The sequence below is a fragment of the Oryzibacillus soli genome (genome assembly GCF_051594765.1).
GTDB lineage: Bacteria > Bacillota > Bacilli > Paenibacillales > NBRC-103111 > Paenibacillus_AR.
The window spans coordinates 138,205-153,776 of the sequence record NZ_JBPPGJ010000002.1 but is presented as its reverse complement, the minus strand read 5'-3'; the positions used below and the strand labels follow the sequence as shown (position 1 = coordinate 153,776).

Annotated in this window: 12 protein-coding genes; 8 read left to right on the top strand and 4 right to left on the bottom strand. The window is 57.7% G+C overall.

The window, feature by feature from the left end:
* The first annotated feature begins 64 nt into the window (after window positions 1–64).
* The 6 genes from ACSEXW_RS02630 to ACSEXW_RS02605 all read left to right on the top strand — a co-directional run bounded on the left by ACSEXW_RS02630 (window position 65) and on the right by ACSEXW_RS02605 (window position 7,709).
* Window positions 65–1,696, top strand: coding sequence for a sensor domain-containing diguanylate cyclase (locus ACSEXW_RS02630; RefSeq protein ID WP_438444542.1), 1,632 nt, complete (start codon window positions 65–67; stop codon window positions 1,694–1,696).
* Window positions 1,697–1,851: 155 nt separating this feature from the next.
* Complete coding sequence (locus ACSEXW_RS02625) at window positions 1,852–3,666, top strand: sensor histidine kinase (protein ID WP_438444541.1); 1,815 nt, start codon at window positions 1,852–1,854, stop codon at window positions 3,664–3,666.
* 25 nt (window positions 3,667–3,691) lie between these two features.
* Window positions 3,692–4,459: a response regulator gene (locus ACSEXW_RS02620; protein WP_438444540.1), complete on the top strand. Its 768-nt coding sequence runs from the start codon at window positions 3,692–3,694 to the stop codon at window positions 4,457–4,459.
* Between the two features lie 154 nt (window positions 4,460–4,613).
* Complete coding sequence (locus ACSEXW_RS02615) at window positions 4,614–5,960, top strand: ABC transporter substrate-binding protein (protein WP_438444539.1); 1,347 nt, start codon at window positions 4,614–4,616, stop codon at window positions 5,958–5,960.
* A gap of 27 nt (window positions 5,961–5,987) precedes the next feature.
* A complete protein-coding gene (locus ACSEXW_RS02610; protein ID WP_438444538.1) occupies window positions 5,988–6,869 on the top strand; it encodes a carbohydrate ABC transporter permease in 882 nt (293 codons plus the stop codon).
* Window positions 6,870–6,881: 12 nt separating this feature from the next.
* Window positions 6,882–7,709, top strand: coding sequence for a carbohydrate ABC transporter permease (locus tag ACSEXW_RS02605; RefSeq protein WP_438444537.1), 828 nt, complete (start codon window positions 6,882–6,884; stop codon window positions 7,707–7,709).
* Window positions 7,710–7,802: 93 nt separating this feature from the next.
* Here ACSEXW_RS02605 and ACSEXW_RS02600 read toward each other — a convergent pair whose 3' ends face one another.
* Both ACSEXW_RS02600 and ACSEXW_RS02595 read right to left on the bottom strand, forming a co-directional pair.
* Entirely contained in the window at window positions 7,803–8,582 is a 780-nt protein-coding gene (locus ACSEXW_RS02600) for a helix-turn-helix domain-containing protein (RefSeq protein WP_438444536.1), read from the bottom strand.
* A gap of 30 nt (window positions 8,583–8,612) precedes the next feature.
* Window positions 8,613–9,410, bottom strand: coding sequence for a helix-turn-helix domain-containing protein (locus tag ACSEXW_RS02595; protein ID WP_438444535.1), 798 nt, complete (start codon window positions 9,408–9,410; stop codon window positions 8,613–8,615).
* A 273-nt stretch (window positions 9,411–9,683) separates the two neighbouring features.
* Between ACSEXW_RS02595 and ACSEXW_RS02590 the strand changes: the two genes are divergently transcribed.
* Entirely contained in the window at window positions 9,684–12,767 is a 3,084-nt protein-coding gene (locus ACSEXW_RS02590; protein WP_438444534.1) for an S-layer homology domain-containing protein, read from the top strand.
* 262 nt (window positions 12,768–13,029) lie between these two features.
* Window positions 13,030–14,511, top strand: a complete 1,482-nt coding sequence (locus tag ACSEXW_RS02585; RefSeq protein WP_438444533.1) for an ATP-binding protein — start codon at window positions 13,030–13,032, stop codon at window positions 14,509–14,511.
* Between the two features lie 73 nt (window positions 14,512–14,584).
* Here the strand turns inward: ACSEXW_RS02585 and ACSEXW_RS02580 are convergent, their stop codons facing one another.
* Window positions 14,585–14,893 carry a dehydrogenase gene (locus tag ACSEXW_RS02580; RefSeq protein ID WP_438444833.1) on the bottom strand — a complete coding sequence of 103 codons (309 nt, stop codon included), beginning with the start codon at window positions 14,891–14,893 and terminating at the stop codon, window positions 14,585–14,587.
* Between the two features lie 88 nt (window positions 14,894–14,981).
* Window positions 14,982–15,434: a cupredoxin domain-containing protein gene (locus tag ACSEXW_RS02575; RefSeq protein ID WP_438444532.1), complete on the bottom strand. Its 453-nt coding sequence runs from the start codon at window positions 15,432–15,434 to the stop codon at window positions 14,982–14,984.
* Window positions 15,435–15,572 lie beyond the last annotated feature (138 nt).

Genomic DNA, 15,572 nt, shown 5'->3' with positions numbered 1-15,572 from the left:
ACAGGTCTTATAATGATCCTATCATTCATGCGCAACTATTCCGACATCAAAGAGGGTGAGCCTGATGCTAGACAGCCTGTCCCGGATCTTAGGCCTGCATACCTTGAAGATCAGGCTGCGCTTCTGGGTGTCCTCCATCATCGTGATGCTGGGTCTGTTGATTCTCGGCAGCACCTATCTGCAGGAGGCCACAACCCGCACCCGCGATACGAACCGGCAGTTGATCGAGACGGCCGACATCCAGCGGCTGTCAATCGAGAATTGGATCTCCGACCATGCCGCCCAGATCCGGTACCTGGCTAAGATGCTATCCGGTCCGGAGAAGAACAGGGAGCAGATCGCCCAATGGTTCTCCACCTTCATCGGCTCCCAAGACCAGTTCGCGGCCGTCGTCTATGTGGACAAGACCGGCGTAACCGCCGTGGACTCCGATGGGTCGCCTGGCGTGAACGTAAGGGAACGGGAATACTTCGAGGCCGCCCGGCAGGGCAGGGAGCTCGTCACCGATATCATGATCGGCAAAACGTCGGGCAAGCCGATCGTCCTCTTTTCCAGTCCCGTGTCGGACAAGGAGGGCCGGTTCAACGGCTTGGTGTTCGGGAGCATCCGGATCGAGACCCTGGAGAAGCTGATGGATCTGTACGACTTCGGCGACTCGGGCGAAACCTATCTCCTGGACCGGTCGGGACGCTTCATCACCAGTCCCCGCCACTACCCGGTGAGGAGTCTGGAGGATACCAACCATTCGGAGATCTATGAGCGGGCGTCCAGCGGTCAGGCGGAGGAATCATCTTACCTGAATTACAGAGGCGTCCAGGTCATCGGCGAGGCCATCTGGATCAAGGATCACCAATGGATCATCGTAGCGGAGCGGGAGCATGCGGCGGTGTTCAAGCCGCTGTACCGGAATATGTGGACCACCTGCGGCATCGTTCTGGGGGTTCTGGGTCTTAGCATATGGCTGATCCTGGCCCTGACCCGGCGGATCGAACGTCCGATCCGGTTCCTCCTGGTCGGCACCAAGATCATGCGGGACGGGAATTACGACTACCGCATCGCGCCGGAGGAGATCGAATCGGCGCCGGTGGAGCTGAAGCAGCTCTGCGATACCTTCAATCTGACCGCCCAGAAGCTGAAGTCCACCATCCAGATGCTGGAGCAGTCCGCCGTCATCGACCAGCTGACGGAGGTGTACAACCGCCGCTTCATCATGAACGAGGGGAACATGCTCCTGGAAACCTGCATCCGCGCGGAGCAGCCCTGCTCGGTGCTCATGATCGACATCGACTTCTTCAAGAAGGTTAACGATACCTACGGCCATCTGGTCGGCGACCGGGTCATCATCCACGCCGCCTCGATCCTGATGTCCTGCATCCGTTCCTGCGATATGGTATCCCGCTACGGAGGAGAAGAATTCCTGATCCTAGCCCCCAACACAGGGGCCGCCCCCGGGGGACTTCAGTTGGGCGAGCGGATCCGGCAGGAATTCGAGGACCATCCGTACCGTGAGGAGGCTCTCTCCATCCCGCTTACCGTCAGCATCGGAGTCAGCGACTACCGCAGCGGGGGAAGCTTCGGCAAGACGGCCTTGGAGGATATGATCTCCCGGGCCGACGAGGCCTTGTACAAGGCGAAGCGCAGCGGGCGCAACCGGGTGGAGAGCCTGGAGGCCGCCGACGAGACCGGACGGAAGTAGGAAGCAGATCAGGTCCGGACCATGAACGCAGGAACTTTATGGAACCCGCAAGGGTTCCTTTTCCTTTTGACGAAATCTCCTTCCATATGCCATTCTAGAGCGGTAGAGAAGTATGACCGGACCAAGCTCCACTATCCGAAAGGAAGGTGAACGGCATGCGCCGTCCCTCATTCCGCTACCTGCCCAGAAGCCTGAAGAACCGGCTGATCGTCTTGTTCCTGGTCTTCATTCTGCTTCCGTTCGTAATCTTAAGCGCTTACAATTTCGTGTCCGTCGAGGCGGAGCTGCAGCAAAGCGCCAGCGACCGGGACCGGGACAAGCTCTATTCCCTGAAGCAGAGTCTGCAGGACCAGATCGGCATCATGGTCAAGACCTGGCCGATGTTCGAGCAGGACCGGGCTTTTTCCGACCTGATGCGCAATCCCGATGCCTATGAGTGGAGCGACCGCAAGGGCCGGGTGGAGAGCAAATTCAGCAGCGTGGCCAACGGGACTTTCCTCTCAGGGATGCAGGTCTTCTACACGCTGTTGGATCTGAAGGGGAACGCCTACACGTCCTATTACCCGAACGAGCCGCTGGATTATGACAGTCTGCTGCACATCCCGGGGTTCCAGCGGGTTCTGAACGGTCCGGAGAGCAACGCCTGGGTGACGCAGGATCTGAGCGACGTGAAGCGGGACCTGAACCGGAGCACCCAGATGGTCTCCTTCTATGCCCTGCTGAAGGACAGCTACTATCCCGCACACGGACTGCTCCGCATCAGTATGGATTATGAGGAGTGGTTCCAGCGGGTCACCCGCAGCGTGACGGAAAGCCGGGACGAAGGCGCCTTCTATGCCCTGGCCGAGGGGGGAGGCCGAACCCTGCTCGTCTCCGACCCTAAGCGGCAGCTTCCGAAGAAGTCTCTGGATGATGCGCTGCACGCGGCGGATGCCCATAGCGGCGCCAACTGGCGCGACCAGAAGGCGGGTATGCTCTATACGAGCGCCTATATTCCTATGCTGGACTGGTATCTGATCAAGGGAACGCCGCTTCATGAGCTCTTCGCCGAAGTGGACCGGATGAAGACCCGGTATTATACGGTGCTGGCCGGCTGCGTGCTGGTGTTCGCCGCCTTGACCATCGCCTTGTCCTCCGGCATCACCCGACCCTTGTTCCGGCTTCAGCGGAAGATGGAGGCTATGGCCGGCAGCGACCTGAAGACCGTTCTGCCGGAGACGAGCAGCACGGAGGAGATCCAGTCCTTGACGCGAAGCTTCAACCGAATGGTCCAGGATATCCACGGGCTGGTGAACCGGCTGAAGCTGGAGGAGCGCCAGAAGCAGGCGGTCCGCTTCCAGGTACTGCTCTCCCAGATGAACCCGCACTTTCTCTTGAATACGCTGAACACGGTGAAGAGCATCGCCATGCAGGAGGATCAAGACGAGATCCATGACATCTGCGTGTCGCTCGGCAAGCTCCTGGAGTCCGGCTTGAACCTGGACGTGGACCTGATCCACCTGAAGGAGGAGCTGGGACTGGTCAGCGCCTATATGCAGATTCAGAATGCCCGCTTCGGCAACCGCTTCGAGACGGTATTCGACCTGGATCCGTCCCTTCAGTATGCGCTGGTGCCGAAGATGTCCCTGCAGCCCTTGGTGGAGAATGCCATCGTCCACGGCTTCGGCAGTACGGTGCGGGAGGGGAATATCCGCATCTCAGCCGTCATGGAGGGCAAGAGGCTGCTCCTGGCGGTGGAGGATGACGGCATCGGCTTGGAGGCGGCCAAGGCCCGGCCGAAGCGGCGCGCCCACTCCGGCGTAGGGCTCAGCAACCTGAGGGAGCGGCTTCATCTTCTGTATCAGAGCCAGGCCGCCTTGACGCTGGAGGAGCGGGAGCAGGGAACGTCGGCCCGGCTGGAGCTTCCGCTCCTGCTTGCCACCCCTTACCAGACGGGCGGGCAGGACCGGCAGCCGCAGGATCACTCATGAGATGGAGAAGAGGAGAGATGCTTCCATGAGAACGGTACTCTTGGTGGAGGACGAAGAGCAGGCGCGGGGATATGTCCGCAAGGTGCTGGAGAAGCTGAACGCCGGATTCGCTGTAGCCGGCGAGGCGGAGAACGGAGAGCAGGCGCTGGAGCTCATCCGGCGGCTGTCGCCCGATCTGGTCATCGCGGACATCGACATGCCCGTGATGGACGGCGTGGAGCTGCTCCGGAAGGCCAGGAGCGAGGGCTTCGAAGGCCGTTTTCTCATGCTGACCTGCATGAGCGACTTCGAATATGCGCGTCAGGCGCTGGAATATGGGGCCTCCGGCTACCTTCTGAAGCTGTCCCTGGATCCCGGCAAGCTGCGTGAATCGTTGTCCCGCATCGAATCGGAGCTGGCGGGACGCGACCGGCTGAAGAAGCTGGACAAGGTCTGGTCGGATATGCCCCGCAAGCCGGAGGAGGGGTACACGGACCATCCCGAGATCAACAAGGTCATGGCGTTCTTGAAGGAGCATTACGCGGAGGACCTGAGCCTGAAGCGGCTGGCCGAGCTGGCCTGCATGGAGGCCAGTTATCTGAGCGATCTGTTCAAGAAGAAGACGGGGGATACGCTGACCCACTACCATCAGCGTCTGCGGGTGGAAGCGGCTGCCCTTCTGCTTCGGGAGTCCTCCTTGTCCATCTCGGAGATCGGAGAGAAGGCCGGATTTTCGGGGGACAGCTATTTCATCAAGATCTTCAAGCGATGGATGGGCGTCACCCCCAGCGATTACCGCAAGTCCGCTCCGTAAAAGATCTGTCCGGCAGTCCGCAGCAGTCCGCATGCCCATGCCCCAGGATCCAAATATCGTTGCATGATTCCCCAAACCGTGTATCTGCCCCGCTGGAGGACGGGATGCTATGATGAGCATGTAGACCAGAACATAAGGCGAAGGGGATGGAATAATGAACAAAGCCAAGTGGTTCACAGGCGGCTTAAGTCTCTTGATGGCGGCAGGCGTAACGGCAGGCTGCGGGTCCTCGGACAGCGGCGCTTCAGGAAGCAGTGCTTCTCCCGGTACGGCCAGCACGGCGGCGGCTACCCAAGCGCCGAAGAAGACGGTGCAGCTGAAGATGTGGGGCGGGGTCCCTGCGGAATCGGGGCCGCAGGCCGTCGTGGACGCATGGAACAAGCAGAATCCGGACATCCAGGTCACCTATGAGCGCTTCGTGAACGACGACCCGGGCAATCTGAAGCTGGATACGGCCCTCATGACCGGCCAGGATGCGGACCTGTATGTGAACTATACCTACTCCCGTCTCCAGAAGCGTAAGGAATCCGGATTGGCGCTGGATCTCTCCGCCTTCAAGGACTATAACATCGATGAGAAAATGGGCCCCGATGCCAAGCTGTGGACCATCGACAACAAATACTACGGCCTGCCGACCAAGAAGAATCTGAGCTTCATCTGGCTGAACAAGAACGCCCTGGATGAAGCGGGCCTGCCGATTCCTCCCCTGGATTGGACCTGGGACGACATGAAGACCTACGCAGCCAAGCTGAAGAAGGATAAGCGCTGGGGCCTCCTGATTCACGAATCCAACTACATGGGCCAGGTGGATGCGGCAACGGCGGCCATCGGCTACACCAAGGCGGACGGCACCTCCAACCTGAACAATCCGCTGGCCTCGAAGGGCTTCGAGATCAGCTTCGATATGATGGCGAAGGATAAATCCATGCCGATGTATGGCGAGCAGATGACCTCCAAGATGCCGACGGACACCATGTTCCTGAAGGGCGAAGGGGCCATGCTGTATGCGGGGGAATTCATCTTCCGCAACGCCAACAACCTGAAGGATTACCCGCGCAGCTTCAAGATCGCCTTCGCCGCCCTGCCGAGGCTGTCGAAGAATGAGACCGAGTTCAAGTACCCCGCCGGATTGGGAGACGTGGTCTCCATCAATGCCAAATCCCCGAATAAGGAAGCGGCGTGGAAGTTCCTGAAGTGGTACGCGGACGGGGGCATGCTGCCCATGGCTTCCGGCGGACGGCTGCCGGCCTCCAAGGATGCCAACGTGGACGAGGCCGTGAAGCTTCTGTTGGCCGGCGTGGAGACCACGTACGATCAGGATTCGCTGAAGAAGGTGGTCTTCGGCAAGTTCCCGACCTTCGTGTCGACGCTGGAGCAGCAGGTCATCGATCTCCGGAAGGAAGAATTCGAGAAGTACTTCCTGGGCAAGCAGGACCTGAAGAATACGCTCGAGAACATGGCGAAGCGGCATAACGATTTCCTGAAGCAGAATAAGAAATAAGATTTGGTACCGGATGGAGGAACTCTTATGGGTGGAAGCTGGATGAGCCGGCAGAGTAGAATGGGCTATCTGTTTATTCTGCCGAACATGCTGGGCGTCATTGTCTTTTTCTTAATCCCTGCCGTCTTCTCGCTTGGCCTGACCATGACCAATTACCAATTCGCCAACCCGAACTACCGCTTCATCGGCTTGGACAATTTCACCCGGCTGTTCGCCGATGAGAAGTTCATCATCGCCATCAAGAACACGCTGCTCTACCTGGCCGCCGTGCCGGTCTCGCTCATCGTCGCCTTCCTGGTGGCGGTGGCGCTGAACCGGAGCGTCTTCCTGAAGAGCCTGCTCCGCTCCATGTATTTCATGCCGTACATCACCAGCGGCGTAGCCGTCTACTTCGTCTGGATGCTCCTGTTCCAACCGAGCCAAGGACCGATCAACGGGTTCCTCCGGGCCGTCGGCATCGACAGTCCTCCGGGGTGGTTCGCTTCGACGGACACCGCTATGTTCGCCTTCATCATCATCGCCGTCTGGGCCACCCTGGGCTACAATATGATCATCTATATGGCTGCGCTCCAGGAGGTCTCACCGGAGCTCTTGGAGGCCGCCCGCATAGACGGGGCCCGGACCTACACCCTTATCCGGCATGTGATCTGGCCTCTGGTCAGCCCGACGACCTTCCTGCTCTTGATCACCGGTCTGATTGGAGCCATCAAGGGCTTTGGCGTCATCTACGCCATCACCCAGGGGGGACCGGGCTCCAGCACCACCGTTATGTCTCTTCTGATCTATAAGACCGCCTTCAGCTATTACGAGATGGGCTATGCTTCGGCCATCTCCTGGGTGCTGTTCGCCTTCGTGCTGCTGATCACCCTGGTCCAGTGGTACGGCCAGAAAAAATGGGTTCACTACTAGGAGGGGGCAGCCATGGAGACGAAGTCCTTACTGAACAAAATCGTGCTGACCTGTATGCTGGGCCTGCTCGGTCTGGGCATGATCCTGCCCTTCCTGTGGATGATCAGCACGTCCTTCAAGACGCCGGCCGAGGTATTCGATTACAACCGCTGGATTCCCACGACGCTCGAATGGAAGCACCACATCAAGGTGTGGAGCGGCAAAAGCAGCTTCCTGCCCTACTATCTGAACTCCCTCAAGATCGCCTTCATCAGCATGGCGGGGGCTACGTTCCTGTCTGCCTTGGCCGCCTACGGCTTCTCCCGGATTGAGTTCAAGGGCCGTGACGCCATGTTCCTCTTGTACCTGTCCATGATGATGATCCCGCCGCAGGTGCTGTTCGTGCCGAAGTTCATCATGTTCGATTGGATGCACATCTACAATACTCATCTGGCCTTGATCCTTCCCGGCCTGTTCACCATCTTCGGCGTGTTCATGCTCCGCCAGTTCTTCATGGGCATACCGAAGGAGATCACCGAATCGGCCTTCATCGACGGGGCGGGGCATGGCAGGATCTTCCTCCGTCTGGTCCTGCCTTTGGCGAAGCCGGCTCTGGCCACCCTGGCCATCCTGGACTTCTCCTGGCACTGGAACGACTTCGAGAATGCCCTCGTGTTCCTGACGGACCGGAAGCTCTATACGGTGCCGCTGGGGCTGCAGAACTTCGTGCTGGAATTCAACGTCGATTACAACGGAATGATGGCTGCGGCGACGGCGGGCATCCTTCCCATGCTGCTGGTCTTCCTGATCGGACAGCGCTTTATCATCCAGGGGCTGTCCGGTACGGCCGTCAAAGGCTGACAGGCCTGGCGGCCGCGCATACGGGCCTGAACATAACGAACGCCGACTCGATCCGAGTCGGCGTTTGTTTTTTTGCGCACCAGACAGGTTGCCTTAGTCCGGCAGCATATACAAGACCACGGGCAATTCCGAGACACTTTTGTCCAGCTGCTTCCGGCATTGGGTCGGCGTCCAGATGGAGAGGGCTTTATACTCCTTGGCCATATGGGCCTGATCGCAATAGCCGGACATCAGGGCGGCCTGGACCGGGTTCATCTGCTTCAGATACTTCATGGACCGCCGGAACCGGACGATGCGGCTGTATTCCCTTGGCGTCATGCCCAAGGTCTGTACAAAGTCTCTTTCCAGCTGCCTCTTGGATATGGACAGCTCTTGAACGACGGATTCGAGGGAGAGCTCCGGACGGCTCTCGAGCATTTTGGATGCATGGCAGATCCGGTCCATCTTGTAGCGATGCACGTACGGGCTTTGTTCCGCGTACCGCAGCAGCCGCAGCTCCGCCATACCGGCCCTGTGGCAGGGCGGAGCCTGAATCAGCATCTCGCACAACCGCCGGAAGAAGGGGACATCGGTCAATGGAGTGACCTCGGCACATACAAGAGGGAACATTCCGGTCAGCCGATGGAAGAGCTCCACCTCCATGGAGACGATAAGAGCTGTAGCATCGTTCGAAGTGCCTACCAGCGGATGCTTATTCATCCCCAAGGCCACTACGTCCCCTGCCCGAAAGCAGATGCCGTTATAAGAACCGGTGCCTTCCAATATGAAGGTGATGGAGATGGAGGTGGTAGCCAGGATAGGGCTTTCGCCGCAGCCCATCGTATAGTGGACAAAATGCAGAATCCCGAACGGATGCATGGGACGCGTTTGCATGTGCGTATACCTCGCGAATGGTGGATTGGGTTAATAGCCGGTTCCTTCGTAGCCGTGAAGAAGCCTGTTCGCAACGGGCTTATGCGCAAAATCGACGTCGAAGTTCTGAAGGACTTGAGTCGGCGTCCAGATGGAGAGCTTCTTGTATTCCTTAGTCATGTGGGCCTGGTCGCAGTAACCGGACTTCAAGGCTGCTTGGACAGGGTCCAGGCTTCTCAAGTACCTCAAGGATCTGTGGAACCGTCTGATCCGGTAGTATTCCGTAGGCGTCATCCCCAGGAACAGGGAGAAGTCCCGTTCCAGCTGTCTCCGGGAGAGGACGAGCTCCTGTGAGATGGCGTCCAAATCGGGCTGCTGGTGCTTCGACAAGAGCGATGCGGCATATTGAATCCGAGCCAGCTTGGCGCTGGAATCATAGGAATTTTGCTCCGCTAACTTCCATAATCTCAGCTCGGCAATGCCTGCTTGATGGGACTCCGGCGCTTGAGCCAGCAGTTCGCACAGATGTCTGAAGAAGGGGATATCGTTCAGCAGAATAACCTGGGCGCATTCGGCGGGCAGCATCCCCGTTAACCGGTAGAAGAGGCCCATATCCATTTCGGCAATGAATACCGATGCATGTTGAGAGCTTCCGGTCATCGGTTCCTTGTTCATGCCCATGGCGATCACATCGCCGGAACGAACGGCAAGATTCCGGTGCATGCCGCTTCCCTGGAGGATGAAGTGGATGGCAATGGTGGTATCGGCCGGTATGGCGCTTTCGCCTGCTTCTATATGATGGTGGACAAAATGCTTCATGCCGAAGTTGTGCATGGGAAGGTATTTCATGGAGACCGCTCCTCGGGTTTGGGATCACAAGGGTGCTTTTAAGCAGACCGATTCGGTATCCGCATTTTTTTTGAGTATAAAGAACCATTTTTGGTCTATTATAGCAAGATTCTTGCGCTTGTCTTGTATAAAAACGACATCGGCCGGTAGTTGCCCATGATAACAGAACACGTGAAGATAAGGGGCAACCTGTCGTTTACTTACAATATTATTTTACTGGAATTTCTTAAGCTGAACTATGAAAATCTCGTGAATGGAAAAGGAGAGTTATCGATGCTGTCAAAAATGAACCGAAGCAGAATCAGTTTACTGCTGGTGCTCAGTATGATCATGAGCTTCATGGTCCCGGCATGGGCCATGGGTGCAACAACTGTAACGTTAAGCGATATTGGGAGTTCGTATGCCGCGAAGGAAATCCAGTATCTTGTGGACCAGGGCATGGTCTCAGGCTATGAGGACGGCACCTTCCAGCCCATGAAGCCCATGACGCGTGCGGAGCTGGCCAAAGTACTGGCCAAATCCAAAGGATTGAAGGAGGACCAAGCTGCTGCCGCCAAGTTTACGGACGTGGAGCCGGGAGCTTGGTATACAGGCGTAATCGGGGCCGTCGTGAAGGCCGGAATTGCCGAAGGCACCTCCAGCAGCACCTTCTCTCCGAATGCCTTCGTAACCCGCCAGGAGCTGGTGATCTTCTTTATCCGCGCCTTCGGTTGGGATCAGCAGGCCAAGCAACCGGCAGCCGGCGGTTTGAAATTCACCGATGCCGCTCAAATTGCCGATTGGGCGAAGCCTTATGTGGCTTTTGCATATAAGATCGGCTTTATTGCCGGAATCAGCAGTCCGGACGGAACGGTGAGCTTCCAGCCGGCTGTTCCTGCGGAGCGCCAGGCTCTCGCCAAGCTGGCTTATGAACTCATCCTTCATGCATCCAAATACGAAGACGCGGCGAAGACGCTTCCCGGCTACACCCCGAAGCCGTCCGACAGCAGTGTGACCCCGACACCGACACCGACGCCGTCCGCTACCACAACACCTGCGGGCAGTGGTTCCCCGACGCCGACCCCGTCCGCTACTCCGTCCAGCGGAGACAGCTCCGGCGGTTCGGACGATTCCAGCTCGACGCCGACTCCTGTCACGCCGACGCCGGCGCCGAGCGGTTCGGCAACGCCTACACCAACACCGACGGGCTCGGCGACCCCGACACCGACAGGCTCTGCAACGCCGACACCGACCGGTTCTGCAACGCCGACACCGGTGCCGACGCCGAGCACACCTGCATCGATCCATGATACTCTTTCTTTGTCGGATTCCATCCTGACCATCTCCGACTTGAGCGCCGAACAGGTGACCGCTTCCTTTAACGGTGACGACGTTACGAAGACGGCGGTTTGGACTAGTGCAGATTCCCACGTGGCAACCGTAACGGAAGGCCGGATTGTTCCGGCAGGCCCGGGAACGACCAGCATCACTGCGGTGTATGGCGGCCGTTCCGCCAGTGTCGTCGTTCAGGTGGAGGTGGATCCTTCCGGCTCCAAGATTCTGACGAATTTGACGACGAGCGCTTCGGACATCACCTTTACGGACAGCAATCCGTCTCCCCAGACCGTGACCGTTACGGCCCATTACAGCGACGGCTCGACGGAGGACGTAAGCGATCAAGCGAGATGGACGGTGAATGAGCGGGACATCGTTACGGTTTCCAATGGCGTGTTCACTCCTCTGGAGTCCGGCACTTCGGAGGTATCGGCTATGTTCGGCGGTTTGATCCTGGAATATGCCGTTGCCAACAATATCAGCTTGGCACCCGATACCCTGAGCAGCCTGCAGATCACCTACCCTTATTTGGGAACGGATGATGCTTATCTCAATCAGTCCGGCCAACTGGTGTTGAATTCGGCGGGGAACAAGGAGGCTGTGCTGTATGCGGTCTACGGGAATGGAGCCCGCAGGAATGTTAGTACCAGCGCCGTATGGACCAGCTCCGATGCTTCGGTTGTAGAAGTGACTTACGGATATGGCAGCTACGTGGATATCAGCAGCGTCAATACCTCCGGTACGGCCACCATCACAGCGGAATATGGCGGCAAGACTCTAATCATTCCGGTCCTGGCGAGATTCGTCCATGACTTGAAATTCCAGTACGTGGATGATAATGGAACCGCTGTGGATGTCGGCAGCGAACCCGGTCTGGCCAACGCCATCACCTTCTATACGACGGGAATGAAGACCCTCAAGATGATTGCGGTGTTTGAGGACGGCTCGTCCGAAGATGTCACCGCCATGGCAAGGTGGCAGCCTTCCAACCGTCCGGATGTGGTGAAGCTGGTGTCCAACGGGCGGGTTCAAGCTTTGGCGAACGGGGATGCCATGGTGGACGTCAACTTTTCCAATTTCGGCACCTATATCTACATGCACGTCCGTACTCCAGGACTGCATCTTGAACCGGTTCACCGGGAAGTGATGGATTCGACAGGCCATCTCAGCTTGTACCAAACCCAGAGTGAAGAGATGAAAGCCTACTATACCGAGAATGACACCGTAACGGATGTCACGAATTTGCTCACGGATGTTCAATCGACGGATTTGAATGTGGCCGTGACTCAATCCTCCAATGGTACCTTAACCGTAGTCGGCGGCAATGCGGACGGCTCCACGACCGTTCAGGCAACTTACAATGGCCACTCGGTGACGCTCCCGGTCGTGGTGAAATCGGCGAAAGATTTGAATGTCGTGGGCATGGTGAAGGATGACGGTAATCAAGATGTCCTGATTTATGCGTATGACGGGACCTACCATACCGAATATCAGCCGATGCGGATACTGGCCACCATGGGAGACGGGTCGGTCAAGGACGTGTCCTCGCTGGCCCAATACGAGTATACCGGCACGAACGTCGGCAGCAAGCAAATCGAAGGCCTCTTCCATGTTAGCGGAACGGGAACCGCAACGGTGACCCTGACTTACTTGAATGTGTCCAAGACGTTCACGCTGAAGGTGGTAGCTCCCACCGCAACCTATGCCAAGGCGGTATATGCTTTCGCCACGTCTTCGGCAACGGATGCCACGGCGGCTCAAGAATTTGAGCGTAACAATAATGTCTATCCGATCATTGTGGATTCATACCTGAACGTCGAATTCAATGCTGAGCTGGCAGCTTCGCAATCCATGGCCATCTATACGGATACGAAGCTCTCCAATGACTGGACCTCTGTACCCAGCACCAACGGAAAAACTCTGCGTATTCCGATGAATCTGCAGGCCATTCCGGCTGGGCTTCATTCCATCACCATCACCGGCTTGAAGGATGCCAATGATCAGCTCCTGTGGCCGGTAACCGTATTCTTCTACAAGCCGTAAGCAATCGGCCCTGTCATCCGGCAAGGGTGGCAGGATCTTTTCCTGTTCCAGTTCAATAGTCCTGATATGCGGATCGCCCTCACCCAGCCGTCTTGGCCAAGTGCAGGGCGATCTTTGTTCTGGGGCCGTAACCGGAAGCCGGAATCCGATTTTTCTACAAAAAATTATGTATGATTTTGGAATCCTAGAGGAATTTGTGGAAAAGTGCAGAAATATCTAACATCGGCCCGCATAAACCCTTGCTGTCAGGAGGAAAGTCCTAATGGCACATCCCGCCGTTCGTTGGAAGTTGATCTTGTTCCTGTTGGGCTTTTTATCCCTCATAATCGGCATATTGGAGCTGGTAGGGTATCTGGGGCCCCTTCTATCCGGCACGCCGGAGAAGTGGAATTGGACTCGGAGGAGTCTCGTCTTCTCGGCCGCCTGGGTGCTCTCCGTTGCCGGTGCTTGGACACTGGGACGTTGGGTGGCCCAATCGACCGGCCGCAAGCACCGTACCGCCCTGGAGAGGCTGTTCCGATTCTGCGAGAGCGTGGGCATGCCCGCAAGCGAACGCCCCTTATCGAATGACGCCTTGCTCGAGTCCGAGCATCTGCACGCGCTGGCGGACGTTCTGGAGACCTATTCGCAGCGCCATCTCCAGATGCTGGAAGACCTTCGGAAGTCGAACGGGTTCTTATATTCCATCATTAAGGAAAGCCCCGCTCCCATCTACATCATGGATATTGAGGGCCGCATCATCCAGGTCAATCCTGCCTTCGAGTCGCTATACGGCTATTCGGGGGAAGGGATCCTCGAGAGCCACATCCTTCCGGAGCGTCTGTCAGGAGAGACGGAGAAGCTGATTCAACACATTCAATCCGGCTCCGAGATTAACGGCTATGAGACCTTCCGCCGAACATCCGAGGGCAAGGAGGTTCAAGTAAGCCTGACCATCTCGCCGATCCGTGGAGACGCAGAGAGGCTGGAAGCGCTGGCCGTCATCAGCCGCAACATAACGGAGCGCAAGGAGACGGAGGAGAAGCTCCGCCGTTCAGAGAAGCTATCGGTCGTCGGACAGCTGGCCGCCGGGGTAGCGCACGAAATCCGCAATCCGCTGACTACTCTCCGGGGCTTCGTACAGCTGTTCCGGCAGCGGGACATCGGCAAGCCGGTCCACTTGGACTTGATGCTGGAGGAGCTGGACCGGATCAACCTCATCGTAAGCGAGTTTATCGTCTTGGCCAAGCCCCACCTGAACCAATACCTGATCAAAGACGTTAAGGCCCTGCTCCAGGATATGATCCGGATCATGGAGCCCCAAGCCCATCTGTCCAACATCATTCTGGAGACCCGGTTCGACGAGGGGCTGCCCAAGATCCGGTGCGAAGAGAACCAGCTGAAGCAAGCATTCCTGAACATCATCAAGAACGGCATGGAGGCCATGCCCGGGGGAGGAGTCATCTCCTTGGAGGCACGCAGGGCGGAGCAGGATTGCGTGCTGATCCGGATCCGGGACCAGGGAACGGGAATACCCGAGGAGGTGCTGTCCAGGCTCGGCGAGCCGTTCGTGACGAGCAAGGATCACGGTACGGGCCTGGGCATCATGATCAGCCAGCAGATCCTGGCCAATCACCGCGGGCAGATGATCATCCGAAGCGAGTGGGGGAAGGGCACGTGCGTGGATATCCTGCTGCCCGAGGATTTCGAGCGGTGGATGGAAGAGGCGGCGCCCGCCGAAGCCAAAGCGGGGAAGACATCCTGATGCAACAGGAGTCTTCCCCGCTTTGGCTTTCCTGTGTGTATCGTCTTCGGCCGGATGCATCCGGAGAGGAGCATCAGCCGCCGAAGGATTCCCGGAACGCTCTGGACAGCACCTCGGTCTCCACGCCCCAGACCGGAGCGATCTCCGGCGCTACATGCTCTTCGAACCAATCCGCCAGCACCTTGCGGTTGCTTCCGTTGTCGGCGATCCACAAGAGATTCAGCATCACTTTCTTGACATACAGCTCTTCCGCCTGCTGGATCTGCTCCGGCGGGATGTACCGCTTCAGCCGCTTGACGGTGCGGTACAGCTCCTTCCCGCAGGAGCGCCGGATTTGCCGCGCGTTCGGCAGCGGCTTCTCGTGCTTGCCTTGATTATTCATCTGCACCTTGGTCCCACCAGCCCCTATCCGCCATTCCTTCGCTAGCATTGTATGCAGGCGGGGCAGGTTAGGCAACAACCCGGCAGGGTCAATCGACGACGATATAGCCGATCATGGGACCGCTGTGGTCCTTATCCATGTGGGTCAGGCAGATGATCCGGTAGGTGCCCTCCTTGGACGACTGAAAAGGCACGACGGTCTCCTTGCCCTTGCGCACCTCGCCCTTGATGGTGGTGCCCTCAATGTAAAAAGGGTGACTCTCCCCGTTCACACCGTAGAGCACCAGCTTGACCTTCTCATCCTTCTCCACGAAGACGGTCCCGGGATTCCAGCCGTAGGCTTCGATCTTCCGGCCGTCAGCCGTCGTGCTCTCGAATTCGCCGGTCACCATATGGATGACCCGGTCTCCCTCGGGAAGACCTCCGACGGGCTCAATGCCGCCACCGGTCCAGCTGTAATAGGCGATGGTGCCTGCCAACAGCAGGAACGCCGCCGATATAAAATGCAGGACCTTGCGTTTGACTACGATCACTCTTGCCATTTCCGTCCCTCCTTGCAGATGTACTCCCGGATCTTCCTTGGTGCATGCATATGCTTCGGCTTGTCAATCTAGTACAGGCTGGGTATACTATCCTGTAAACATTCCCATGAATGAATGCCAAGTAAAGAGCCATGGAGG